The organism is Streptomyces sp. R21, assembly GCF_041051975.1.
In the GTDB taxonomy this organism is placed as follows: Bacteria; Actinomycetota; Actinomycetes; order Streptomycetales; family Streptomycetaceae; genus Streptomyces.
In genome coordinates this window covers 9,986,096-10,007,664 of record NZ_CP163435.1, presented here as the reverse complement: position 1 = coordinate 10,007,664, position 21,569 = coordinate 9,986,096, and the positions used below count along the sequence as shown (strand labels likewise).

The 21,569-nt window shown below is 68.5% G+C and carries 25 protein-coding genes and 4 pseudogenes; 12 read left to right on the top strand and 17 right to left on the bottom strand.

Annotation, left to right across the window (positions count from 1 at the left end; translation table 11 throughout):
* Positions 1-12 precede the first annotated feature (12 nt).
* Together AB5J56_RS44940 and AB5J56_RS44935 are read left to right on the top strand one after the other, a co-directional pair.
* Entirely contained in the window at positions 13-258 is a 246-nt protein-coding gene (locus AB5J56_RS44940) for a hypothetical protein (protein WP_369242295.1), read from the top strand.
* A 149-nt stretch (positions 259-407) separates the two neighbouring features.
* Positions 408-908, top strand: a pseudogene (locus AB5J56_RS44935) (hypothetical protein); the annotation flags it as partial.
* 48 nt (positions 909-956) lie between these two features.
* On the opposite strand, the gene AB5J56_RS44930 reads toward AB5J56_RS44935, so the two are convergent.
* The 4 genes from AB5J56_RS44930 to AB5J56_RS44915 form a co-directional block, all read right to left on the bottom strand.
* Positions 957-1,301: a hypothetical protein gene (locus AB5J56_RS44930; RefSeq protein ID WP_369242293.1), complete on the bottom strand. Its 345-nt coding sequence runs from the start codon at positions 1,299-1,301 to the stop codon at positions 957-959.
* A 465-nt stretch (positions 1,302-1,766) separates the two neighbouring features.
* Positions 1,767-2,210, bottom strand: coding sequence for a hypothetical protein (locus AB5J56_RS44925; RefSeq protein WP_369242291.1), 444 nt, complete (start codon positions 2,208-2,210; stop codon positions 1,767-1,769).
* Between the two features lie 246 nt (positions 2,211-2,456).
* Complete coding sequence (locus AB5J56_RS44920; protein ID WP_369242289.1) at positions 2,457-3,050, bottom strand: hypothetical protein; 594 nt, start codon at positions 3,048-3,050, stop codon at positions 2,457-2,459.
* Entirely contained in the window at positions 3,035-3,832 is a 798-nt protein-coding gene (locus AB5J56_RS44915) for a hypothetical protein (protein ID WP_369242287.1), read from the bottom strand. Before AB5J56_RS44915 ends, AB5J56_RS44920 begins: the two co-directional genes overlap by 16 nt.
* Positions 3,833-3,874: 42 nt before the next feature.
* Between AB5J56_RS44915 and AB5J56_RS44910 the strand changes: the two genes are divergently transcribed.
* The 3 genes and pseudogenes from AB5J56_RS44910 to AB5J56_RS44900 all read left to right on the top strand — a co-directional run bounded on the left by AB5J56_RS44910 (position 3,875) and on the right by AB5J56_RS44900 (position 4,786).
* Complete coding sequence (locus tag AB5J56_RS44910) at positions 3,875-4,072, top strand: hypothetical protein (protein ID WP_369242285.1); 198 nt, start codon at positions 3,875-3,877, stop codon at positions 4,070-4,072.
* An 82-nt stretch (positions 4,073-4,154) separates the two neighbouring features.
* Positions 4,155-4,333, top strand: a pseudogene (locus AB5J56_RS44905) (aminotransferase class I/II-fold pyridoxal phosphate-dependent enzyme); the annotation flags it as partial.
* A gap of 228 nt (positions 4,334-4,561) precedes the next feature.
* Positions 4,562-4,786 carry a hypothetical protein gene (locus AB5J56_RS44900; protein ID WP_369242283.1) on the top strand — a complete coding sequence of 75 codons (225 nt, stop codon included), beginning with the start codon at positions 4,562-4,564 and terminating at the stop codon, positions 4,784-4,786.
* Between the two features lie 131 nt (positions 4,787-4,917).
* On the opposite strand, the gene AB5J56_RS44895 is transcribed toward AB5J56_RS44900, so the two are convergent.
* On the bottom strand, positions 4,918-6,066 hold the full coding sequence (locus AB5J56_RS44895) for an ATP/GTP-binding protein (RefSeq protein ID WP_369242281.1): 1,149 nt from the start codon (positions 6,064-6,066) through the stop codon (positions 4,918-4,920).
* A 229-nt stretch (positions 6,067-6,295) separates the two neighbouring features.
* Here AB5J56_RS44895 and AB5J56_RS44890 point away from each other — a divergent pair, with 229 nt between their 5' ends.
* The 3 genes from AB5J56_RS44890 (at position 6,296) to AB5J56_RS44880 (ending at position 7,656) form a co-directional block, all read left to right on the top strand.
* Complete coding sequence (locus AB5J56_RS44890) at positions 6,296-6,550, top strand: hypothetical protein (protein WP_369242279.1); 255 nt, start codon at positions 6,296-6,298, stop codon at positions 6,548-6,550.
* Between the two features lie 3 nt (positions 6,551-6,553).
* Positions 6,554-6,931, top strand: coding sequence for a toxin Doc (locus AB5J56_RS44885; protein ID WP_369242277.1), 378 nt, complete (start codon positions 6,554-6,556; stop codon positions 6,929-6,931).
* Between the two features lie 152 nt (positions 6,932-7,083).
* Positions 7,084-7,656, top strand: coding sequence for a hypothetical protein (locus AB5J56_RS44880; RefSeq protein ID WP_369242275.1), 573 nt, complete (start codon positions 7,084-7,086; stop codon positions 7,654-7,656).
* A gap of 644 nt (positions 7,657-8,300) precedes the next feature.
* Here the strand turns inward: AB5J56_RS44880 and AB5J56_RS44875 are convergent.
* Positions 8,301-8,489 (bottom strand): hypothetical protein, encoded by a 189-nt coding sequence (locus tag AB5J56_RS44875; protein ID WP_369242273.1) that lies wholly within the window; start codon positions 8,487-8,489, stop codon positions 8,301-8,303.
* Positions 8,490-8,533: 44 nt separating this feature from the next.
* Positions 8,534-8,827, bottom strand: a complete 294-nt coding sequence (locus AB5J56_RS44870) for a DUF1330 domain-containing protein (RefSeq protein ID WP_369242271.1) — start codon at positions 8,825-8,827, stop codon at positions 8,534-8,536.
* A gap of 188 nt (positions 8,828-9,015) precedes the next feature.
* Here AB5J56_RS44870 and AB5J56_RS44865 point away from each other — a divergent pair, with 188 nt between their 5' ends.
* Positions 9,016-9,918 (top strand): LysR family transcriptional regulator, encoded by a 903-nt coding sequence (locus AB5J56_RS44865; protein ID WP_369242269.1) that lies wholly within the window; start codon positions 9,016-9,018, stop codon positions 9,916-9,918.
* Between the two features lie 79 nt (positions 9,919-9,997).
* On the opposite strand, the gene uppS is transcribed toward AB5J56_RS44865, so the two are convergent.
* From uppS to AB5J56_RS44840, 5 genes are all read right to left on the bottom strand, one after another.
* Positions 9,998-11,803 (bottom strand): polyprenyl diphosphate synthase, encoded by a 1,806-nt coding sequence (gene uppS, locus AB5J56_RS44860; protein ID WP_369242267.1) that lies wholly within the window; start codon positions 11,801-11,803, stop codon positions 9,998-10,000.
* 16 nt (positions 11,804-11,819) lie between these two features.
* Positions 11,820-12,686 (bottom strand): ABC transporter permease, encoded by an 867-nt coding sequence (locus tag AB5J56_RS44855; protein ID WP_369242265.1) that lies wholly within the window; start codon positions 12,684-12,686, stop codon positions 11,820-11,822.
* The gene (locus tag AB5J56_RS44850) at positions 12,683-13,291 is read right to left on the bottom strand and encodes an ABC transporter ATP-binding protein (protein WP_369242263.1); all 609 of its coding nucleotides are present in this window, start codon (positions 13,289-13,291) and stop codon (positions 12,683-12,685) included. The genes AB5J56_RS44855 and AB5J56_RS44850 overlap by 4 nt, the downstream gene beginning before the upstream one ends.
* 606 nt (positions 13,292-13,897) lie before the next feature.
* Complete coding sequence (locus AB5J56_RS44845; RefSeq protein WP_369242261.1) at positions 13,898-14,743, bottom strand: IS5 family transposase; 846 nt, start codon at positions 14,741-14,743, stop codon at positions 13,898-13,900.
* Between the two features lie 217 nt (positions 14,744-14,960).
* The gene (locus AB5J56_RS44840) at positions 14,961-15,353 is read right to left on the bottom strand and encodes an ester cyclase (protein ID WP_369242259.1); all 393 of its coding nucleotides are present in this window, start codon (positions 15,351-15,353) and stop codon (positions 14,961-14,963) included.
* A gap of 126 nt (positions 15,354-15,479) precedes the next feature.
* Between AB5J56_RS44840 and AB5J56_RS44835 the strand changes: the two genes are divergently transcribed.
* A complete protein-coding gene (locus tag AB5J56_RS44835; protein WP_369242257.1) occupies positions 15,480-16,058 on the top strand; it encodes a PadR family transcriptional regulator in 579 nt (192 codons plus the stop codon).
* 20 nt (positions 16,059-16,078) lie between these two features.
* Positions 16,079-16,708, top strand: a pseudogene (locus tag AB5J56_RS44830) (alcohol dehydrogenase catalytic domain-containing protein); the annotation flags it as partial.
* 160 nt (positions 16,709-16,868) lie between these two features.
* Here AB5J56_RS44830 and AB5J56_RS44825 read toward each other — a convergent pair.
* The 3 genes from AB5J56_RS44825 to AB5J56_RS44815 form a co-directional block, all read right to left on the bottom strand.
* Positions 16,869-18,182, bottom strand: coding sequence for a replication-associated recombination protein A (locus AB5J56_RS44825; protein WP_369242255.1), 1,314 nt, complete (start codon positions 18,180-18,182; stop codon positions 16,869-16,871).
* Positions 18,183-18,285: 103 nt separating this feature from the next.
* Positions 18,286-18,654 carry an MmcQ/YjbR family DNA-binding protein gene (locus AB5J56_RS44820; RefSeq protein ID WP_369242253.1) on the bottom strand — a complete coding sequence of 123 codons (369 nt, stop codon included), beginning with the start codon at positions 18,652-18,654 and terminating at the stop codon, positions 18,286-18,288.
* Positions 18,651-19,043, bottom strand: a complete 393-nt coding sequence (locus tag AB5J56_RS44815) for an MmcQ/YjbR family DNA-binding protein (protein ID WP_369242251.1) — start codon at positions 19,041-19,043, stop codon at positions 18,651-18,653. The genes AB5J56_RS44820 and AB5J56_RS44815 overlap by 4 nt, the downstream gene beginning before the upstream one ends.
* A 194-nt stretch (positions 19,044-19,237) precedes the next feature.
* Here AB5J56_RS44815 and AB5J56_RS44810 point away from each other — a divergent pair, with 194 nt between their 5' ends.
* Positions 19,238-20,068 (top strand): helix-turn-helix domain-containing protein, encoded by an 831-nt coding sequence (locus AB5J56_RS44810; protein WP_369242249.1) that lies wholly within the window; start codon positions 19,238-19,240, stop codon positions 20,066-20,068.
* Positions 20,069-20,142: 74 nt separating this feature from the next.
* On the opposite strand, the pseudogene AB5J56_RS44805 reads toward AB5J56_RS44810, so the two are convergent.
* Together AB5J56_RS44805 and AB5J56_RS44800 are read right to left on the bottom strand one after the other, a co-directional pair.
* Positions 20,143-20,367: pseudogene (locus AB5J56_RS44805) on the bottom strand (alpha/beta hydrolase); the annotation flags it as partial.
* Between the two features lie 654 nt (positions 20,368-21,021).
* A complete protein-coding gene (locus AB5J56_RS44800) occupies positions 21,022-21,561 on the bottom strand; it encodes a helix-turn-helix domain-containing protein (RefSeq protein ID WP_369242247.1) in 540 nt (179 codons plus the stop codon).
* Positions 21,562-21,569 lie beyond the last annotated feature (8 nt).

Sequence of the window (21,569 nt, the reverse complement as noted above, 5' to 3'; positions counted from 1 at the left end):
ATCGTGTGAGGCATGGTCACCGACGGCGACCGCTCCGACCAGTTCGACATCATCGACGCCCTGGTCCACCTCGCCGACATCGCGGTCACACGGACGCTCCCCGCAGCCACTGACCCAGCCCCACCGGCTCAGGCCAGCGCCTGGGCGGCGGGCACCGCACCAGAGCCCGGGAGGATGGCCCTCATCCATGAGACAGCCACCCGGGCAGCCATGGTGGGACAGGACAGAAAACGGCAGGTCACGAGGTCGAGGAAGTGACCCTGCGGCTGAGATCCCACAAACGTGTGGGATCTCAGAAGCCGTTGTCTTTCCGAGCTTGAGGACTGTATTTCCCTTGGTCAGGTATAGGGGCGATGGTTCCGTTGCAGTGGTGACCTGTTGTGTAGTCGCTCCGGTGGAGGTCAGGGATGCCGTCGGTCGTGGGACTGCAGGAACAGCGCGAATGCGCCGCTGACCGTCGTGTGGATGAACTGCGGGAGGAGGCCGATCGGATCCAGGCCGAGCTGTCCGTGGCCGAGCGTGATTGGAACGAGTGGGTAATCGCTTGCTCGCGTGTCGGCCAGGTACTGGCCCCAGGTGACGTCGCCGGTCCTGATGTCGCTGTGGACCTGCCGGATGGCGGTGAACAGCCGGTACCCGCCGGGGCTTCAGAACCGGCGAAGTCGAAGTCGGTAGTGCCAATGTGGCGTGCGGGGCTGGCCTGGTCGGCGCTGTCGGCGGACTACCAACGTATCCTGCCAGTCCTTGCCGACCGCCGCCGACTAGGTCAAGGTCCGTTTTCTTGCCAGGAGATGGCCGTCTGCTTCGGCCTGGAGGTGGCGCCGGCAAAGGTGAAAACGTTGCGGTCGAAGGCGAAGCGGATGGTGGCCCGGGGGTGGCTGGTCGAGCCGGTGCCGGGTAGGATCTCGCTCTCGCAGGCGTGGCCGGACACGGCGAGGGATTGTGAACGGCGACCGTCAGACCCGCAGGGTTTCTCCCTGGGGGTCGTAGCAGACGAGTCCGTGCTCGCGTGCCAGGGCGGCCGCATATTCGGAGACTTCCTCCGCCCTGCTGTAGGACATGAGCAGATAGACGATCGGGCCCGAGGCCTCGCCCATGACGGGCGGTGACGCCCAGGGGCTGCCGGCGACATCGTCCGGATACCGCTCGACGAGTGCCTCGACGTAGGCCTCGATGCGCGGCGACAGCTCAGCGATCTCGTCGTCAGAATCGAGGTAGCGCTCGTAAAGCTCGTCGAAGAGAGTGCCGGCTTCGTCGCCGCGCGGCAGCTCTCCGTCCCACACGGCCAGGTCGTAGCTCATGGGCGAATGATCTCAGGTGCCAACCTGGCTTGGGCCAAAAGCCCAGCGGCGGACCGGTTCACCCTCGTGAGGGGCAAGGCCGGGCAAGGCGGCGGGTCATGAGCAGGGTCATGGCGTCCGCGTCATCGCGGTCGCCTCGGGGCGCAGCGATGAGGCGGCGCTCCGGGACGCCGGCGCGGAGACAGTGCTTTGCGACCTTCGCGACACCGAACTCCTCGTCAAGCTCGTGCGCGGCGAGGATCAGTGAGGCTGCCGACGAGCGGGGCGCGACGCTTCCTTCCGAGCCTCGGGCCTCGTACCCGCCCGCGGCAGGCCACGATGCGATGCCCGTCCAGATTCACCGGGCCGACACCCCGCAATGCGGCCCCCGCGTGCTGGTCCATTTCCGGCTGTGGCTCTTCGGGAGAGTGACGTCGAGTCCGCCCTACTGACACCGACGGTAGGTGCCGCCAGGCCGGCGTGCTGCTACTTCAGGGTGTACTTGCACATGTGCTTCCCCTTGGCGCCACCCGGGTCCTCGGCGACCTTCTTCCCATCGACGGTGATGGAGCAGGGAGCAGCGGCGGCCTGGCCGTTGGCAAGGATCACCGGCCCTGGCACGACGGACACGGTGATCCCGACCTTGCGTTCGGTGCTGTTCAAGGTGAGCTTGTCCGACTTCTTCCACGGCAGCGTGACTTGCTCGGCGTGGTTGGTGTCGAGGTTGTAGTAGACACTGGACTTGCCCTTGCCTCCGACTTCGAACGAGACCTCGTAGGTCCTGTCCTGGCCATCGGAGGCCGGCTTCGACGACGACGTATGCGGGCCCTTGTCGGCGCGGTCCGTCTTGTCGTCGTCGCCGCTGCTGCCGCACGCGGTCATCAGCCCGACTGCCGCGATGAGTGCCGCGATGGTCCTTGCCCCGCGCATGCGTGTACTCCCCGTCGTACGGATGTGACTTGCTGTGGTGAATGATCCCATCCTGACTGGGCGTTCGGTCGGCGGGGACTCTTCTGGCCGCACGTCAGGCCGCCGCAGTCTCGGTCTTCGCGGCCTCTTTGAGTGCCAGGCGTCCGCCTCGGGCTCATGGACCGGGCGAGCGGCGCCCGCCAGCGGGCGAAGGGCAAGTGCAGCGGTGCTCACGAGCGCGGGCGCGTTAGCCGCGACTGGCACAGCTCAGGGCGATGGCCTTGTGTGCGAGGCGGGAGAGGTCGGTGACTCTGGGGTCGCGGCGCAGGGGGACATGGCTCGCACGACGCCGGCGAGGTAGTCGGTGGCGCGGGTGGAGCGTACGTGGCTGAGGGCGATCGCGCGCTGTCCGTGGACGAGAGCCTGGTCGAGATCGCGGTTTTGGATGTGAGCGGTGGCCAGGACGGTCATGCGCAGCCCGACGGAGCGGGTGAAGTCGTTCGTGGACATGGGGGCGGACCGGTTGTTCCAGCGCAGAGCCGCTGCGGGCAGGTCCAGGTCCCGGTGGACTTCTACGGCGTCGGCCGCCATCCGTGCCGGCGTGTAGTAGGTGATCCACGTAAATTCGTCGTCGCGGTCGGCGTCGGCGCGCTCCAGAAGCCGCTCGGAGGAGGCGAGCGCGCCGGTGGCAGCTCCTGCGTTGCCGAGGCCGGCGTGCGCGCGGGCCTCGATGAGCTTGGCGAAGGCGAGGACGCGGGGTGCTGCCTGGTGGCGGGCGCGGTCGTAGGCGCCCTGCGCCATGTCCACGGCCTCGCTGGGATAGCCGCGCAGGATGGTCTGGAGGACTATGTTGGTGAGCACGTGGCACCGATGTCCAGACGGCCTCCGGCGCGGGCCATGCGCAGGGCCTGGATGAAGTGCCGTTGAGCGAGGGCGTGGTGGCCCATGTCGAGCGCGCTCCATCCCGCGACTCGCGCCAGTTCGGCGGGGCCCGCAAACAGTTCCTTGCCCACGGCGTCGGCGTAGTCGGCGTGCAGGAGGGGGATGGCACGCTCGGTCAGGAAGGCGGCCACCGTCGAGGCCGTGCGAGTGCCGCCGCCGTACCTCGAGTCCGAGTGTTGGGCGTCTGCGGCAGCCGCCCACAGCGCGGCCAGTTCCTGGCGGCCGACGCGTTTTCTGCCGGCATGGGCGGCGTCCGGGTCGGCAGGGACGGCCAGCCACCGGGTGACCGGTGTGCTGTAAGCGCCGACGGCGAAGGCGCTGGTGGCGAAAGTACGGCGGCGCACGGTGCTCCAGAATCGTGTGGCGGTGCGGACGGCATCGTGAGCATCCCGGTGGAAATCCAAGCCGACGTGGTCGGGACTCTCGCGCACCTCGGGCATGCCGATCTCGGCCGGGTCGACCGGCCGTCCTAAGCGTTCTGCCAGCGCTTGGGAGATGAATGCGGGGGCGGGCTGGCGGGGGACCATGCCGCGGCGGGTCCAGTTCACGACACTCGTATGGGTGTAGGAGAAAGCGAGCCCAGCCCGCTCGGCCAGGACATTGACGCGGCGAGCCAGCGCGTGATGGCTCATCCCGGCCGTCTCGATCAACCCAGCCAGGGTCTCGTTCGCAGTCCTGGCCGGTCGGTTGCTGAACCCCATGGCAGACACCTCCCTGGGACTGAGCCCTGCCGGATACGCGTCGTGATCACCGAGGCCAACGCGAGGTTCGACGACGGCTTTCCGACCGCCGAAGCCGCGGGCACCGACCTGATCGGCCAGTTCCTGAGCGGCCTGTTCGGCCGCCGGGTCGAGCACGACCGGCTCCGCTACAAGGACAACGTCTGCCTCACCAAGACCTACGAGACGCTCGCCGTCACCGAAGGGATCGCCCCGCGATGACCTCCACGCCTCTGCCGCCGCCGCAGCCGCCAACGCCCGCCCCTACTTGTTCGGGCCGGAAGACGACGCGCTCGTCACGGCCCTGCACAGGTGCTACTACAACCACTCCCCCGTCTGTGGCCAGTTCGAGAACTCCATCGCCGACTCCTCGGCGTCCCCGACACGGTCGCCGTCTCCTCGGGGACCGCCGCTTTGCACGTGGCGCTGCTGGCCGCCGGGATCGGGCCCGGCGACGACGTGATCGTGCCCTCCTTCACGTTCCAGGGCGGCGGCCTGGCCGCGAAGCGGTGTGGTCAGGGAGACCGCGCTGACCGGGCCGGTGCCCAAGGTGGTGAACTTGTTGATCAGCAGGTGCGGGTTAACGGTGTCGGGCCAGCGGCAACGTCGGTGGTCCAGCCACTCGCGGGCGACGTGCAGTGTCAGCGCGTCCAGAGGCCGGGCCCGGCCGTCGATCACTAGCTTGCGATTGCCGATGTCGCGGTCGTCGAGTTGGATGCACCGGATCGCACCGGATCGCGCGGCGTGCACTGCGGCGAGCGCGAGGACCAGCCGGTCCGTCGACTGGTCCTCGCGCTGTCTGGCCATGTCAGCCGCGAAATCGTGCGGCACTTCGAGATCTTCCCGGCCCTGCGATCCCGCGGGCTCAGCGTCAAACGCACAGTGGAAGTACTCGCCGACATCGCCGTCTTCCAATACGACCGCCGGCCTCCGTGATCGCCGCCTCGGTCCGGCGGCGATACCCGCACGTCTCACACAGCCCGGCCGACCGCTGCTGCCCGCAGTCTCCGCACAGCAACGGCTGGCGGACCGCTTCCGCGACCGCCGTGGCAGCCGTACGTAGTGATTCAGGAGACGTCTGGCCGAGTTGGGGGCGGCGTCGTCGGCGTCAGTTCGCGGGCTCCCTGCCAGAGCGTCTCGAAGAACTCCCGGCAGCGGGCGAGGTTCTTCCGGTCTTGTTCGCCGTTGTCCAGGGACCAGCGGTCCAGCCGAGAGCCGCCGAGGATGTCCAGGAGATCGCCCTCAGCCGTGTCCGGTCCGGGAGCTGCAGCACAGTCCGGGTCAGGGCGCAGATCCAGCTTGTCGTAGAGCCCCTCATACGCCACGCCGGTGTTGATGAAGTAGAGCTTGCGCAGGGGTGACACGTGCAGCACGCGGAACTCGACCGTGAGTGTTCCCTGGCCGCGCGCGGCCATCCGCCTTATGTGGGCCTTCAGTCTTAGCTCGTGCTCCACGACCATGCGCCTCAGGTGCTCACGGAACTCTGGAGCGTCGCAGATCCTGCCTCCGGCACCCACCTGGCCGGGAACGTCGATCTCCTTGGTGAAGTCCGGTACCAGAACGCGCACATGCACACTCCGTGCGGGATCCCTGCTCAGGTTGTACAGCATGGACTTCACCGGATTGACGAACGTCTCTCCGGTGAAGCTCATCGCCGCCAAGTGCACCTCTCCCCCGGCTTCGACCGCCTGCCGGATCTCGGTTCGCAACGCCGCGGGCGTGACCCGAGGACGCAGAACCTGGTTCAGTCGCTGCAGTTCGTCTTCGAGGCGACGCACCGTGGCGGCCAGGGACTGCTCTGTCTCCTGGTGGGTTGTGTGCACCGCGTTCAGGCGCTGCACCTCGCTATAAAGCACGTAGCCCACCGCGGTGAGTAGTGCCCCGCCCAGGTAGACCTTGTCCTGCAACGCGTCACCGACGGGCTTCACGAACTGGGCGACCAGACCCAGAGCGAAGACAACGACGAGAACAATCTTCGTGACGGTCGACTCCGCGCGCCCCCATATGCCAGCCAGTCTCGCGCTCCACGACAGCCCCGTATCCGACACAGCTTCCCCCTGGCGAGCCACCGATATCGCCTTCCTGCACCCAGAGTGCCCGCCAGACCAACAGATGCGTCCGGATAGGACGCGGCCGACGGCCGCCAGCGTGCACAACGCCAGCTCTGCCTCCTCCTGCTCACCGGCCCCCGCCGCCAGCAACGCCTGCGCCAGCATCGCCCGCAAACCGTCGATCAGGGCGCGGACGCCGCAAGGCGCGCATGACCGCTCGGCCCGCTGCTTTGTTGGCGGCGTCGACGATGCGGGGCTGCGCCAGGCGCGTCTTCGTCGCTCAGGCCGACGACTCCGGGCACACGGTGAGCTGGCCGGCGTCGCCGGGGCCGCTCGGCCTCGGCTCTTCCGGTCTCCCTACACCTCGTATGGCAAGTGCCGTACAGTGCGGTGTATGGGTGAGAAGACAGAAAAGATCACCATCCGGGTCAGCCCGGAGACCGCCGAGCGGCTCAAGCTGCGCGCCGAGGCGGAAAAGACAACGGTCACCGCGCTGCTCACGGAGGCAGCCGAGCGCGACCCGCGCCTGGAACTGGCGGCGGCACGCTTCCGGGAGCTGATGAAGTCCGACCTGGTCGACGAGTTCGCGGCCGCGTTCCCCGATGAGGAACCCGACACCACCGCGCACTCCGGGACGAGGGCTGCCTGAGCAGTGCCGCCCGAGCTCTATATCGACGTAGCGTGGCTGCTCGAGCAGCAGGCCGCCTTCCTGCCCAAGGCACTGGAGGTCTCCGACTTCTCCGGCCTGGTCGCGGCAGTCGCCCGGCACAAGGTCAACACCCCGAAGCTCGGGTATCTGCCCGACGCCTCCTGGCGGGCGGCCGCGCTCTTCCACGAGATCGTCAGCGTCCGTCCGCTGCCCGCGCGCAACCCCACCTTCGCCGCGCTCGTGGCGATCTCCTACATGCAGGCCTCCGGCGAGGGCCTCGCCGAACCGTACGGTGGCTTCATCGACCTTGCCCAAGAGGTACGAGCCGGTCACACGGACGCCTATGCGTGCGCCGAACGCATCCGTAGCTGGCGAGTCTGATCACGTCCGGCCACGCCCCTTCCAGGACGGCGGCCGTCAACCACAGCCCGGCGCGCTACCCCTGCGCGGGGCGATTACCTGCCCGAGTGCCCTGCACCCTGCTTAACACGGGGCAGAATGTGCATCAGGCAGCTGCTGCGGATGGGGAGTTCATGGACACGCGTACGTGGGACGCACTGACGGAGTCGATGAAGAGCGCGTACGTCACGGGTCTGAACGACGGAGCCGTGCCCCGCCCGGTCATCATGCCGCTCGTGCGCGGCCAGTTGGTCGGCCTGATCTGGCTGCGCCCGGTCAAGACCGGTCATGACGCGCTCACCGGTATCGCACAGCTGTCGAACATCGCCGCGGCGGCCGGCGCCGATGAAGTCGTCCTCGCCTGGGAGAGCCACGACGTCGCCACCACCTGCGAACTGCCCGCCGTCGGCCCGGCACCCTGCCTCAACATGGTGCATGCCACCAAGGACGGCCATACGCTCCACCAGTTCCCCTACACCGAAGGCACCCTGGCCGACAGCCCCGAGGGCTCGGCATCGGTTCAGCCGTGCTGGCAGCCCGCCCCGGCTCCCCAGCCCGGCGGCGAGCTGACACCGCCCGTCAAGGCCGCCGTCGACTTCGCCTTCACCCCCATCGAGCTGGATCATCCCTCCCCGTTCGGCGTCACGGTCGTCCTGATGGAAGAGGACGGCTACGAGGTGCGCCTGACCGAAGCGTTCGCCTTCTGACCAGCCGCCGCCCCGGCCACGCTCCTCAGCCCAGGCCCAGCCTGCTAAGCGACCGGTGAATCTGTGGGCGGTTCACCTCCGCTCAGGCGAAGAGCAACTCGTGCTCCTGATGGCAGTCCGTCAGTGTCCGTTCTGCACAAGCGCAGCCAGGAGCGCAGTGTGGCGGCGTGCCCGCAGCCCGACTCTGGGGCTGGAAGTGATCAACCCCCAAGCGTGCCGACCCTGCGTTCCCAGGTCCATGTGGCTCAGCGCGTAGAACATGTCCTGCCGGTGCGCGGTTCGCTCGACCTTCGGCATCCACCACGCGCTGTCTGCGGCTACGATCTTCGGCACATACTTCCCGGAGAGAACTAGCCACAATGCTGGGGCGGTAGCGCCTCCAACCATCATGCCGGCGAGGACTTCCTCGCGGCTCGGGACCTACAGGAGGTAGGCCACCAGAGCGCGGTGGCGCTCGCCGCAGAGCGCGTAACTCCGTAGAAGACTATGTTTTAGCTGCTGCCATCTTGCCGGAATCGCCGCCAGACGCTACATACTTCAGGCAGCCGACGAAGATCATCAGCAGCGTCATGATCAGGACACGTCAGAGTGCCCCGGCAGAAGTAGGAACCCTCCGAACGCGCCGCCTCTAGACAAGACGTCGATCATCGCGCCCGTCCCCACTTGAGCCAGCCGGGAACCCAGCGGCCCTTCTCCCCGTCTGCGCCCGCCATCTGACGTGCCGCGGCCTCTGTCTCCACGAAGACCTCGGCGATGCCGCCCTGGGCGCCGTCAGCAAGTGTGTAGGAGCGGCGGATGTGGTCGCCGAGCGGCTCCTCGTACTCATGGAGCAAGCCGGCGACGACAAACTCGCGCAAGACCTGGCTGGGCCCGCCGGTCAGTCGATGCCTTCGATGATGCGGAAGTCGCGCTCGACGCCGTCGGGGAGGGCCACCAGCGCCTTCTGGTATGCCTCGCTCTCGTATGCCGCGACGGCCTGTTCAAGGCTGTCGAACTCGATCAGAACGGCGCGTTGCGTGATTCCGGCCTCGCGGGCGACGACTCGACCGCCACGGGACAGGAGGCGCCCGCCCTCAGCCCGGACAGCCGGACCGGCCAGCTTGTCGTAGGCAGTCAGCCCCTCAGGGTCGGAAATGGCGGGGTAGACACTGACCCAGTAGCCCTTAGCCATGGAAACCTCCTGTGTTCGGCCGGACACGTCCGACTTCGAATTGGCACTCAGATCGATCGATCCCGGCGACGGGTACTGCGGTCAGTGGAATCGTCATATGCGCAGGCTAGGGCTTGATGTGCGGTCGAGGGAAAGACCGGTACGGGATAGACTCAGAACGGATCGTTATCAATCGGCAGGGAGGGCACGTGGCGCCGGATACGGTGAGCCTGCGGTACTTCCTGGTGCTGGCACAGGAGTTGAACTTCACCCGCGCGGCCGCACGGATCGGTATCGCACAGCCCGCACTCAGTGCCCGGATGCGCCGATTGGAGGCGGAACTCGGTACGGCCCTGCTGGTCCGCAACACGCGTAGCGTCGTATTGACCACGGCCGGTGCGGCTTTGGCGGAGTCCGCGCCGCCCGCGCTGGCGGCGCTGGACCGGGCGTGGGACACCGCACGGAGCGCGGCAGCCGGTGAACTGGGCACGCTGCGCATCGGATACAGCCTCAGCGCCGGGGCCGAGACGGCACCGGCCCTGGTGGACAGGCTGATTCGCGGCAACAGCGGACTCGAGGTCGGCGCGGTCCCGATGGCGACACCGGAGATCTCCCCCGCGGTCGCCGACGGCCGCATCGATGCCGGGATCACCCGCGGTGAACAGCCGGGCCGTGGCGTGCGCCGGTTCCTGCTGCGGCGTCAGCGCATCGGGGTCCAGCTGGCGCAGCACCATCCGCTGGCCGAACACCCGGAGATCGAGATCGCCGACGCGGCCGCGTATCCGCTGCGACTCCCGGACCGTGCGGCCAACCCCGTGATCCACGATCAGCTGTCCGCACTGTTCCGAGACACCCGACCACACCCCCGATTCCACACGCCCGCAGTCTCTTTCGACATGTCTCAGCGCGACCTGCGCGACGGGGTCACCCTCGCCCCGGCCGGAGAAGCCGCGGCCACGGCATCACCGGCCGGTCTCACCTGGCGACCGCTGCGGGGCGCGCCCAGCCTGACGATCCACCTGGTCCTCCCGCGCGAGCAGTCGCCGCTACACCGCCGCATCCGTGCCGTCGCCAAAACCCTGGCGCACGAGCTGCATTGGCTGCCGGACTGACGCGCAAGGAGGCCTGGGATCCAGTAATCGCGTACGAGTTCCTACGGCCTGACGTCCCGGAATCCTGGACCCGCGCGCCTTACTGCGTGGCGCCGCCGTGGCGGCGTTGGCGTCGGCTGTATTCGGTCATGGCCTGCCACAGATCACGCCGGTCGACGTCGGGCCAGTAGTTGGGGGTGAAGGACAACTCGGCATAAGTGGTGTACCAGGGAAGGAAGTTGGAGGTGCGCTGTTCGTTGCCGGTGCGCCACAGCAGGTCGACGTCCGGCATGTCGGGGTGGGGCAAGTGGCGGGCGAAGTCGTCTTCACCGATGAGGTGGGGGTCGATGTCGCCTGCGTGGGCTGCCTGGGCGAGGGCTGCGGCTGTCCGTGTGATCTCGTCGCGGCCGCCGTAGTTGATGCAGACGGTGAGGGTTAGGCCGGTGCGGTTGCGGGTGCGGCGCTCCTCGCGCAGGAGAGCCTGGACGAGTTCCTCGGGCAGTCTGTCGGGGTGGCCCAACCAGCGCTGGCGTACGTCGAGGTCACGGATGGGTCCCTCGTCGAGGTCGCGTCGGATCGCTTCCAGGATCGTGGTGATCTCCTCGGTGTCGCGTTTCCAGTTCTCGGTGGAGAACGCGTAGAGGGTCAGGTGGCGCAGGCCGATCTCCAGGGCGCCGTAGACCATCTCGTGGCCGGCGGCCGTGCCGGCGCGGTGGCCCTCCGGGCGGGGCAGACCGCGCTGCTCGGCCCAGCGGCCGTTGCCGTCCATGATGACCGCCACGTGGGCGGGCATCCGGTCGGCCGCAATCTGCGGGGGCCGGGCGCCGCCGGGGTGCGGTGGCGGGGGCCGAAGAGTGGTGCTTTCGGCTTCAGGGCTCGGACCGCTCATGGTCACCGCGGGTCGTCGGGGTCCGGGTACGGTCAGGGGCGTCAGGCTCCAGGCCAGTTTCGAGCGAATGCGTGCGGGGGCGAGGATGCGGGTGCGGGCCGCGAGAGATAAGCGCGGGGCACGCTTGAGCAGGGCGTGGCCGGCCGCGTCGACGGCATCGAGCTGGGCGCGCATCAGGCAGGCGGCCGTGTCGAGCACGGTGGCAGCGCCCGGGTGCATACCTCTGGTCATCGCGGGCCTGGTCACCCATTGACGGGCCAGAGCCGTCAGCTCCCGGATCAAAGCCGCTGTGGCCGGGCTCCAGCTCCCTTTCCGCAGGTCGTCCTCGGCGCCGGGGAAGGCGTCCAGGGCTTCCTGCGGCAGGAGCAGGTCGCCCTGGGCGAGGTCGGCGCTCAGGTCGGTGAGGATGTCGGTGAGCTGGGCGCCGTCGATGAACCGCTTGAAGTCCTGCTGCCGGTCCAGCCGGAGCGTCATCGGCGCTCCGGCCCGTTCGAACAGGTGCCGTACCTGGTCGACCCAGGGCACGACCTCCTCGCTGCACCAGGCCCGCCACGCGGCCCAGTCGGCGAAGTGCCGGCCGCGGGTGTCATCGCGTGTGCTGTTCATGGCGCCTCGTAGGCTGGACAGGTCCAGGCCCCATCGCAGGGCGGTGTCCACAAGGGCGTGCCGGACCGGATCCCTGCTGATGCCGGCCGCCAGGTCGCACTGCAGGGCTTCTGTCCACGCTTCGACGCGGGCCGCACGTTCGGCCGGCTCCGCATCCTGCTGGTCGGCCAGGTCGTCCAGGACGGTCGCTGCCGCCCACAGGGTCCACCCGGCCGGGCGCAGCACGGTCGGCATCAGCTGGATGAGGATGTAGATCGCGGGATCGTGCTGTCGCGTGGTGCGTCGGCACAGCCGGTACGCCGCCCGCAGAGACGGGTCTTCGCCGGTGGGCGGGCGGTGGGTGGGTCGCCCTCGTTGTGCTGGCAGAGAGGCGTCGAGGTCTGCCGTAGTGGAGTGTGTGGTGGGGCGCATGTCGGGAGCCGGCACCTCAGTGTGCTTCCGTGTCGGACGCCGTGGCCGATGGGCTGGCAGTTTGGCGCGGTGCGGGAATGTCGGCCTTGCTGCTTCCCGGCCCGGGCGGCGAAGTGGAGGCGGTCGGCAGGCAGTTGCGGGTGCTGTTGCGGAAGCCCAGCAAGGCGACGAGGGCGGCCAGCCCGGACCAGGTGAGCTGGAGGGCCAGATGCCCGGGGACCGGGCTGGTGGAGAATCCGGCCGCCGTACTGGCCTGCATGGCCCCATACGAGGGCAGGTAGCGCATGACCGGGTTGTCAGCCCCGGAACTCGTGATGGGGTTCTGCAGCGCGAGATCGATGATGCTGGTCATCACGATGGCGAACATCCCCTCGACTTCCCGGCGTAGCAGGGACCCGAAGCCGACTCCCAGAGCGCCGTAAGTGAGTCCGGCGCAGAACAGGGAGGCGGCGAGCAGGAGAGGCTGGCGGGGGGTCCAGGCCAGGCAGATGACCGCGGTGGCATAAGCGGCCACCGCCGCCGAGACCAGAGCCAGAGCGGTGACTTTCGCCAGGACGAGGTGGGCGCGTGGGTAGCCGGCCATCGCCAGGCGGCGGTCGAAACCGCTGCCGGAGAAGGTGGCGGCGAACATCATGAAACCGGTGATCAGGGTGACGGCGTTGAGCGCTCCGCTGATCGCGGTCAGTTCATTGCCGTGCGGGGCCAATGCTTCCCCGGTGGCGCGAAGCCGCATCCGGGCCGGGGTGTCGGGCGTCGCCAGGTACGCCAGGGAGGTCCAGACCGGGACGAACAGGATCACCAGAATCATGGCGAACCGGTTGCGGCCGTGTTCGATGAGCGTGAACCGGGTGGCGACAGCGAAGCGGGTCAGGTGAAACCTCACGCGGCGGCCCCCGCCTTGTCCGCGCGCAGCATTCCGCTGTCCAGGCGCCACAGCTCGTCCAGGCGCTCGGTGTCATACGCGAGGTGGGAGACGACCAGGACCGAGCCTCCCGCATCCCGCAGCCGCGCGGCCAGATCCCAGAACCGCTGGTAGGTGTCCCAGTCGAAGCCCTGATACGGCTCGTCCAGCAACAGGACCTGCGGATCGTGCATGAGCGCCAGCGTCACGTTCAACTTCTGCCGCGTGCCGCCGCTGAGAACCCCGGCCCGCTCATCGGCGTATCCGGTGAAGCCCAGCACGTCCATGATTTCTTCGGCGTAGCGCACATCGGTGAGGCGGTAGGCCGTCTGGAAGAACGTCAGGTGCTGACGGACGGTCAGCGCGTCATTGAGGACCACGTGCTGTGGGCAGTAGCCGAACCGGCCGCTATGACGGACCGATCCATGCGTGGGCCGTAGTTCGCCGGACAGAATTTTCAGCAGCGTGGACTTGCCGGCGCCGTTCTCCCCGACGATCCCGCACAGAGTTCCGGCCCGAAGCCGCAGGTCAACGCCCCGCAAGACCACACGCCGACGGTAGGCATGATGCACATCCCTGATCTCCACGCCCCGCCTCCTCCCCCGTGATCCTGGACCGACCGTGACCGAATGGCCTAACGCTCGCGACGCGTCACAGACACGGGGCCCATGCCGCCGGGCGTCGGCGCCAGAGGCATACAAAGCACTTCGGACAGCCAAGCCCACGGTTCGCTCCTGGGCGAACCCGTCCGCGCCGCTTACTTAACCGGCGCCCGGCGCGCGGGTTCATTACCTGTGCTCGCCAAGATTCTGGAACCCGCGCGCTTTTAGGTGCGGTGGCGAGGAAGAGGAGCGCGGCGAACAGGTTGGCCGAGCGTCCCTAGCAGAGGCCAACCGCGGGCGGGGAGACACAGTGAGTAACTCTGCGGGGCACCCCGAGTAGGGTGGCGAGATCAAAGAGCCCATCACTGTACTGGCTGTACGGGCAGGTCACGGCCCCGCTCATGACCGGTGTCCGCCGACATCGAACCAACCCAGGGGCGATCCTTGCCATCCAATCCAGTCGCCGCAGGTCAGCGACTTCCGTCGGGCTGACTTCATTGGCGACGCACAACCGGCGCCTGGATGGAACTCTGCCCAGCCTGTGTCCCGTTGTCCTTTGACAGCGAAGCTAGAGGGCGTCTGAAAAGCCTGTCAGCGGGCTGATCTTGCGAGGCGCCGCACGAGGAGCATGGCCATGGTGAGGTAGATGGCGTTCTCCGAGCAGACGCGCAGGTACTCGTAGTCCCTCGATAGGCGGCGGCACCGTCCCAGCCAGGCGAATGTCCGCTCTACCATCCAGCGCCGCGGGACCACCGCGAAGAGGGGCACAGCCGGAGACGGTGCTCCCACCCGAGCCCAGGTCGAGCGGAATCCTCCATGACGGCGTTGCACGACGTCCACGGAGATGCCGGTGGCTTCCCGGGCCCAGGCGTGGAAGTCAGCGCCGCGGTACCCCTGGTCCGCCCACACATGCCGCAGACGCGGAAAGGCATCGGCAGCCTGGGAGAACAGCACCACGGCGCCGTCGCGATCGCCGATGCTCGCCGGGCTCACGCAGGCCACCAGGACAGTGCCGCGGGTATCGACGAGCAGGTGGCGCTTGATGCCGCTGACCTTCTTGCCGCCGTCGTACCCGTGCAGGCCACCGCGCTCACTGGCCCGGACACTCTGACTGTCCACGATGGCCGCGCTGGGAGTGGGATCACGGCCGAGCTGCACCCGCTCGCGTTCACGTAACGCCGTCAACATCCGCTCCCACACGCCTTCTTGCTGCCATCGCCGCCAGTAGTGATAGACGGTCTGCCACGGTGGCAAGTCATGCGGCAGCAGTCTCCAGGCACAGCCAGCCCGCAGCCAGTACGCCAACGCGTTGAGGATCTCTCGCCGCGTATGTTTCGCCGGTCGTCCACCCGGCCTGACCGCCGGAACCAGCGGACGAAGGATCTCCCACTCCGGATCGGACAGATCCGTCGAGTAACAGGTACGCAGCCCGCACACCCCAGCCCCCGAAAGCGCGCCACCACCCCGCTACCAGGCGACTTGCCCGCTGACAGGCTTTTCAGACGCCCTCTAGCCGCTCGAAGACCGACCTCTTGCGGTTGACCCCGCCGGCCGCCCGCGCCCGGGTGTGTGCCTGCGCCCTCCGCCACGGCGACGTACGGGCCCCTTGGGGGCGGTAGCTCCGCGCGGAAAAAGGTACCCAGCACGACTGGGCTCATGGCGCCGGTACGGCACCGATCTGCTGCATCACCCCGAGGAGATCGGGCTGGCCCCGTTCGCCGACGATCCGGCCGTCGGCCAGGTAGTAGAAGTTCATGGCCTGCACCGAGATCTTGTTGCCGCTCGCCGGGATCCCGAAGAATTCACCGTCGTGGGTTCCCAGCATGGTGAACCGCGCGGCCACAGTGTCGCCTTCGGCGACTGTCTCCTCCAGCGTCCACTGGACGTCGGGGAAGGCGCCGCGCATCATGCCGATGACTTCCAAGTACCCATCGGGCCCCCGCAGTGGTTCCGGGTGGCTTGGCGCGTGGAACACCGCGTCCGGAGAAATGACCTCGCGGGCGAGATCCTCGTTGCCCGTATTGATGAATTCGACGAAACGGTTCATCACTGACTCGGTGGACTGCGACGGCATCTTGCTGTGCCTCTCCAGAGACGTTTGGGCGGATACCTGAGAGCGTAACATCGAATCGATGTTCACATCGATTCGATGTTCGCGTGCGAAGATGGACTCATGCTGGAACTCGCGATACTCGGCTTCCTCGCCGAGGGACCCCTGCCCGGACACGAGCTGCGCCGCCGCGTCTCACAGCTGACCGGCTATACGCGGCCGCTCAGTGACGGCAGCCTGTATCCGGCGATCAATCGTCTGACCAGGGCGGGCTTGATCGAGCGGCGCGCAGACCCGGCTGCGGGGGCGGCCCGGTACGTGCTCAGCCTGACCGCGGCCGGACGGGCCGAAATGCTTCAGCGTCTACGCAAGCCCGCCGACCACGAGATCACCGACTTCACCCGGTTCTACGTCGTCCTGGCCTTCCTGTCCCACCTGCCCGACGTGGCCGAGCAGCACGCGGTGCTGCGCAGACGGTTGGAGTTCCTGGAAGAACCGGCGAGCTTCTTCTACGACAGCGAGCGGCCCCTGCGTGCCGAGGAGGTCGCCGACCCCTACCGGCGGGGCATGCTGCTCACCGCCCGCGCGACCAGCCGCGCCGAACGGACCTGGCTGCGCGAGACCCTCGGGGAGGAACCGCCCGCATTCGACACCGCATGCACCGACAGCGATCCGCATGCGCCCGCCGCTCCCGCGAGCTGACCGCTCACGAAGGTAGCCCCATGCTTGCTTCCTGGTACGACGACCAGGGCCCCGCCGCCGATGTCCTGCACGTCGGCGAACTCGCTGATCCCGTCCCCGGCCCCGGCCCCGGCGAGGTCCGCGTCCGTGTCACCGTCTCGGGCGTCAACCCCGGCGACACCAAGAAACGGCGCGGCTGGCTCGGCTCGTCCATGCCCTTCCCGCGGGTGATCCCGCACAGCGACGCCGCCGGAGTCATCGACGCCGTGGGCGCCCAAGTCGACGCCCGCCGCGTCGGACAGCGGGTCTGGGTATACGGCGCCCAGTCCTACCGCCCCTTCGGCACAGCTGCTCAGTACACCGTCGTACCCGACCACCAGGCCGTGCCTCTGCCAGATCATCTGAGTGATGAGCTGGGGGCGAGCCTCGGCATCCCCGGCATCACCGCCCACCGCACCGTCTTCGCCGACGGCCCGGTCGACGGCCGGCTGGTCCTGGTCCACGGAGTCCTTGGCGGCGTCGGCTCCCTGGCCGCCCAGCTCGCCCACTGGGCCGGCGCGACTGTGATCGCGACCGTCCGCCGCACCGCGGACCTCGACCGCGTCGACCCGGCCGTCCTCTCCCACGCCGTCGCCCTGGATACCAGCGAGCCCGCCACAGTCATCCGCTCGAGTGAAGTTAGTCGTGCGCAGCGCGCTGACCTGCGTCGACTGGGTTGGATGTCAACACGGCGGTCGATAGCGTGGATCATTGGGTCGGAGGAGATGCTGGATGCGGACGGTGCATGACATCTGCCGTGGGTTGGCTCTGGACGCTGCCCACGTGTCCGCGTCAGCCGCTGCGTCGGCGGGCGCGCAAGGCGTTCCAGTGCCGTAGACGTTCGCTGATCTGGGCTTCGTAGCCGTTGCGGGTGGGCTGGTAGTACGTCTCGTGGTCCATGCCGTCGGGGAAGTAGTCGTCACCGGAGAAGCCGTCGGTGGTGTCCGGGTCGTACTGGTAGTCCTTGCCGTAGCCGAGGTCCATCATCAGCCGGGTCGGGGCGTTGAGGATGTGGGCGGGCGGCATGAGTGAGCCGGTGCGGCGGGCAGCGCGGTGTGCGGCGTTGAAGCCGCGGTAGACGGCGATGGACTTGGGTGCGGTGGCGAGGTAGACGACGGCCTGGGCGATCGCCAACTCGCCCTCGGGGGAGCCGAGTCGCTCGTACACGTCCCAGGCGGCGAGGGCCTGCTGGATGGCGTGCGGGTCGGCCATGCCGATGTCCTCGCATCCGAAGCGGACCAGACGGCGGGCCACGAACAGGGGGTCCTCGCCGCCGTCGAGCATGCGGGCGAGCCAGTACAGGGCCGCGTCGGGGTCGGAGCCGCGCATCGACTTGTGCAGCGCGGAGATCAGGTTGTAGTGGCCCTCCTGCGCCTTGTCGTACAGCGGGGCCCGCTGCTGGATGTGGTGGGCGAGCCCGGCGGTGTCCAGGGGGGTCTCGGTGTCCGGGAGGGCCTGGAGCTGTTCGGCCATGTTGAGGAGGTAGCGGCCGTCGCCGTCCGCCATGGCGATCAGGGCGCGGCGGGTGTCGTCCTCCAGCGGCAGCCGGTGGCCGGTGAGCTGCTCGGCGCGGTCGAGGAGCGTGGACAGTGCGGCTTCGTCGAGGCGTTTGAGGACAAGGACCTGGGTGCGGGAGAGGAGGGCGCCGTTGAGTTCGAAGCTCGGGTTCTCCGTGGTGGCGCCGATCAGGGTGATCGTGCCGTCCTCGACGTAGGGAAGGAAGCTGTCCTGCTGGGCGCGGTTGAAGCGGTGGATCTCGTCGACGAACAGCAGGGTCCCCTGGCCGATGCCCCGCCGGCTGCGTGCGGCGGCGAACACTTTCCGGAGCTCGGCCACGCCGGAGAAGGTGGCCGACACTGGTTCGAAGGCCAGTTTGCTGCCGTCGGCGAGGAGCCGGGCGATGGTGGTCTTCCCGACGCCGGGCGGCCCCCACAGGATGGCGGAGCTGAGGCGCTGCTGGGCGACCATGCGGCCCAGTGGAGCGTCCGGGGCAAGGAGGTGGTCCTGCCCGACGACCTCTTCCAGCCGGGTGGGGCGCAGGCGGTCGGCGAGGGGCCGGGCGGGCTCCTCGCCGAAGAGCGGCAGAGTCGCTTCGGTCGGTTCCATCGGTCTCCCGGGTGGTGGCAGGCGGGCGTCTGCGGATGTGACGAGCCTTGCACGGGACGCTGACAGGCGGGGGCTCAGCCGCTCGCGGGGAAGCTCGCGGCGCTCATCGGGCACCGGGACGGTCGCGTTGCGGCAGCCGCTTGGTGACCAGGTCGTAGGAGTTCTCGACAACGTCCGTGACCAGCCGCTCGGTGATGCCGGGACCAGGACCGAGGGAGATCCAGTGCCGTTTGTCGAGGTAGTGGCCCGGTGTGATCGAGGCGTAGCCGCGTACGTGAGCGCGGGCGTGTTCGGGTTCGCACTTGACCGTGATGATCTGGTCGTCCGGGTCGTCGGTGACGATCAGGAACACTTTGCCCGCGACCTTGTACACGTCGAGTCCGGGAGTGAAGGGGTATCCGTGGCTGACGTCGGGCAGGGTGCGGGCCGCCCGGCGGGCGGTGTCTTGGAGCCGGTCACCGGCCGCGCTCACCGGGCCGGCCTTCCGCTGCCGTAGGTGTGCGGGTCGACGGGCTGCTCCGCCTTGGGCAGGTGAGCGACGACGAGCCGGTATGACTCGGTGACGAGCTCCCCGACGAGCTCCTTGTCGACGCCTGCCCCGCCCTCCAGCGTGATCCAGTGCTTCTTGTTCATGTGGTAGCCCGGGGTGATGTGGCTGTACTGCTCCCGCAGGGCGTGGGCCTCGCCGGGGTCCGCCTTGAGGATCACGACGGGACGCCCCGGGACCTCGGTCATCAGCATGAACACCTTGCCGCGCACCTTGAAGACCTCCCAGTCGGGGCCGAAGGGATGCTCCAGCGCTGCTCCGGGAAGTCCTTCGGCGCAGTCGACGGCGGTCTTGTGCAGGTCCGTTCCGTTCATGGGGCGGTGCCTTCCTCAAAAGGGTGGTCGCGGCGGCACGTCCCATACTTCCCTCGAACCCGACAAGGAGGGCGGTAGGCTGCGGACACGTGATGGTCGACAAGCGACACTCCGGGCCGAGCAGGCAGGCCGGACCAGCTGCGGTTCCGCTGTACGGTTTCCAGCCCCCGGTCGGTACTCCCTACGGCCTTGAGGTGAGTACCGTCGAGGATTTCTTCGCCCAGCACGACGACTGGCCGTGGAACCCGCCCCGTCCGGGCCGTGCCACCTTCCACTACCTCATCGCGGTCACCGAGGGTGAGTTGCGGCACGACGTCGACTACGTCACGCGGACCGTCGCCCCCGGCCAGTGGCTGTGGGTGCGTCCCGGGCACGCGCAGTGCTGGCATCCGCCCGGCGCGGCCCGCGGTACGTTCATCCTGTTCGAACCGGACGTGCTGCGGCCCGACCTCGCCCGTCTCCTGGCCCCGCTCTCCGCGCACGAGGCCCCCGCCGTGCTCAGCCCGCACCCCGACGACACCGCCTGGCTCCAGCAGACGGCACTCCAGCTCCTGGACGAACACCGCGCACTGGGGCGCCGCCCCCTCGACGTCCACCACGCCCTGCGGCGCAGCCTGCTCGAATCGCTGCTGCTGCGCCTGGCCAACTCCCCGGACATCGCCCTCGATGGCACGGCCGCGGCCGGCACGGGCCGTGCCGACAGGTACGGACGCTTCCTGGACGCCCTGGAGCTGCACTTTCGCGAGCTGCACCAAGCCGCCAACTACGCCGAGTTGCTCGGCTGCTCGGTCCGCACCCTCAGCCGTGCCGCCCGGGACGCCACCGGCAAGGGGGTACGCGAACTCATCGACGAGCGGCGCCTCCTGGAAGCCCGGCGCCTGCTGGGAGCTGCCCGGTGGGATGCCCGGACGGTGGCCGTCCACCTCGGCTTCACCGACCCCGCGAACTTCGGCCGCTTCTTCCGCGACCGCACCGGCCTCACCCCGGCCGTCTTCGCGGCCCGCGAAGCGAGGTCCGACGCTTGACGGAAACGCGGCAAACGCCCCTTGCCCGTCAAGAGGCAATGGCTGTCTTCGCAGTCTGCGCCTTGTCGCACCGCTCACCTGTCGAGAGCCCGCCGGATGAACTCCTCGCGGGTCGCGTTGGAGGCACGCGACACAGCCGCATGACCCACCGCCATGTCGAACCCATGGAAGCCTCCGCCCCACATGTGGAAATCGACGCTCACGCCCGCCTCGGACAAGCTGCCGGCGTAGATCAGGATCTCGTCGCGGAACCCCTCCGCCGAGCCGGTGTCGATGTACGTGCGCGGCAGCCGGCCGAGGTCCTCGGCGCGGCCCGGCGTACTGCGACACCTCCGGGCCGCCGCGCCGCTCGCCCAGTACGGAGGTCCACGCGTACAGGTTGCTGTAGCGGTCCCATACGCCCTCGCGGTCCACCATGGGACTGCTGTGCGTCTCGAAGCGGTCGTCGAGCATGGGGCAGATCAGAACGGCTGGGAGGCGACACCCACCACGGCGGGATCGAAGTCCATGAGCACGAGATGGTCCCGCTCCAGCCATGACTCGAAGCCAGCATGCTGTCCGGTCGTCGCCGCCCAGTACCAGCCCAGGAAGTGGCGCCCACTCGGCGGCCACCTAAACGGCCGTACCGGAACCGCCTCCTCGAACCTGACCGACACGCAGTCCAACAGCGGACGCCGTCGACGCTCGCGCCGGCCATCCATGCACGACACCTCGACGTACGGCACTCACCCGTCCGCCCCAGCCGGTACGGCCATCCAACACCCCCAGCGTGCTCAGCCCGCACGAGTAGGTTCACGGTCAAAAAAAGCCGAAACGACTGGGTTCACTATCAAACACCTCGATTGGATGACAAAGGACACCCGTCTCTGTCGATCTGGCCCCTGTCTCAAGTGATCTGGTCTGGTTCGCTCGTCGCGTCAGGTGACCTGGTTCACCGCAAGCGGTGGCGTCGGCTACAGCGGGTCTTGCTGTTCGGCGGGGAACAGGATGGGGCTGAGAAGGTAGCGGGTACGTTCCTGCGAGGGTTCGTTGGAGAGGACGGGCGCGATGGCGGCTTGCATCGCGCCGATCAGTGCCACGAGCTCGTCCCTGCTGAGCCAGATCGCGTGCTGCCGGTAGCCGACGAGGTCGTCCACGGGCTCGCTGCCCTCGCGCGCCAGGTAAGCGCCGAACTCCGCCGCCAGGGCGGCCATGGCGGCAGCGAATGCCCGCTCGTGGCGCTGCGGGGTGAGCGCATGCGCGGTTTCCGCGTCGATGCCGGCGTGTTCCTGCCGCAGCCGGTAGCGGCGTTCGACGGCGCCCCGCACCCGCCGTTCGTCGGCGACGTCGAGGATGCTACCCGCGGCGAGAAGATCGACGTGCCGGTAGACGGTCGCCTTGGACACGTCCGGGATCAGAGCGCACAGCTGCCCGGTGGTCAGGACCCGTCCGCCGCGCAGTGCGTGGACCACGCGGAGGCGGACGGGATGCGCCAGGAGTTCCAAGGTGTCCATGCCGCAAC

Bases quoted from the DNA above. Each gene is read 5' to 3' on its own strand.
- AB5J56_RS44940 (WP_369242295.1), top strand. From the start codon at position 13: ATGGTCACCGACGGCGACCGCTCCGACCAGTTCGACATCATCGACGCC.
- AB5J56_RS44930 (WP_369242293.1), bottom strand. From the start codon at position 1,301: ATGAGCTACGACCTGGCCGTGTGGGACGGAGAGCTGCCGCGCGGCGAC.
- AB5J56_RS44925 (WP_369242291.1), bottom strand. From the start codon at position 2,210: ATGCGCGGGGCAAGGACCATCGCGGCACTCATCGCGGCAGTCGGGCTG.
- AB5J56_RS44915 (WP_369242287.1), bottom strand. From the start codon at position 3,832: ATGGGGTTCAGCAACCGACCGGCCAGGACTGCGAACGAGACCCTGGCT.
- AB5J56_RS44895 (WP_369242281.1), bottom strand. From the start codon at position 6,066: ATGCTGGCGCAGGCGTTGCTGGCGGCGGGGGCCGGTGAGCAGGAGGAG.
- AB5J56_RS44890 (WP_369242279.1), top strand. From the start codon at position 6,296: ATGGGTGAGAAGACAGAAAAGATCACCATCCGGGTCAGCCCGGAGACC.
- AB5J56_RS44880 (WP_369242275.1), top strand. From the start codon at position 7,084: ATGGACACGCGTACGTGGGACGCACTGACGGAGTCGATGAAGAGCGCG.
- AB5J56_RS44870 (WP_369242271.1), bottom strand. From the start codon at position 8,827: ATGGCTAAGGGCTACTGGGTCAGTGTCTACCCCGCCATTTCCGACCCT.
- uppS (WP_369242267.1), bottom strand. From the start codon at position 11,803: ATGCGCCCCACCACACACTCCACTACGGCAGACCTCGACGCCTCTCTG.
- AB5J56_RS44840 (WP_369242259.1), bottom strand. From the start codon at position 15,353: ATGAACCGTTTCGTCGAATTCATCAATACGGGCAACGAGGATCTCGCC.
- AB5J56_RS44835 (WP_369242257.1), top strand. From the start codon at position 15,480: ATGCTGGAACTCGCGATACTCGGCTTCCTCGCCGAGGGACCCCTGCCC.
- AB5J56_RS44825 (WP_369242255.1), bottom strand. From the start codon at position 18,182: ATGGAACCGACCGAAGCGACTCTGCCGCTCTTCGGCGAGGAGCCCGCC.
- AB5J56_RS44815 (WP_369242251.1), bottom strand. From the start codon at position 19,043: ATGAACGGAACGGACCTGCACAAGACCGCCGTCGACTGCGCCGAAGGA.
- AB5J56_RS44800 (WP_369242247.1), bottom strand. From the start codon at position 21,561: ATGGACACCTTGGAACTCCTGGCGCATCCCGTCCGCCTCCGCGTGGTC.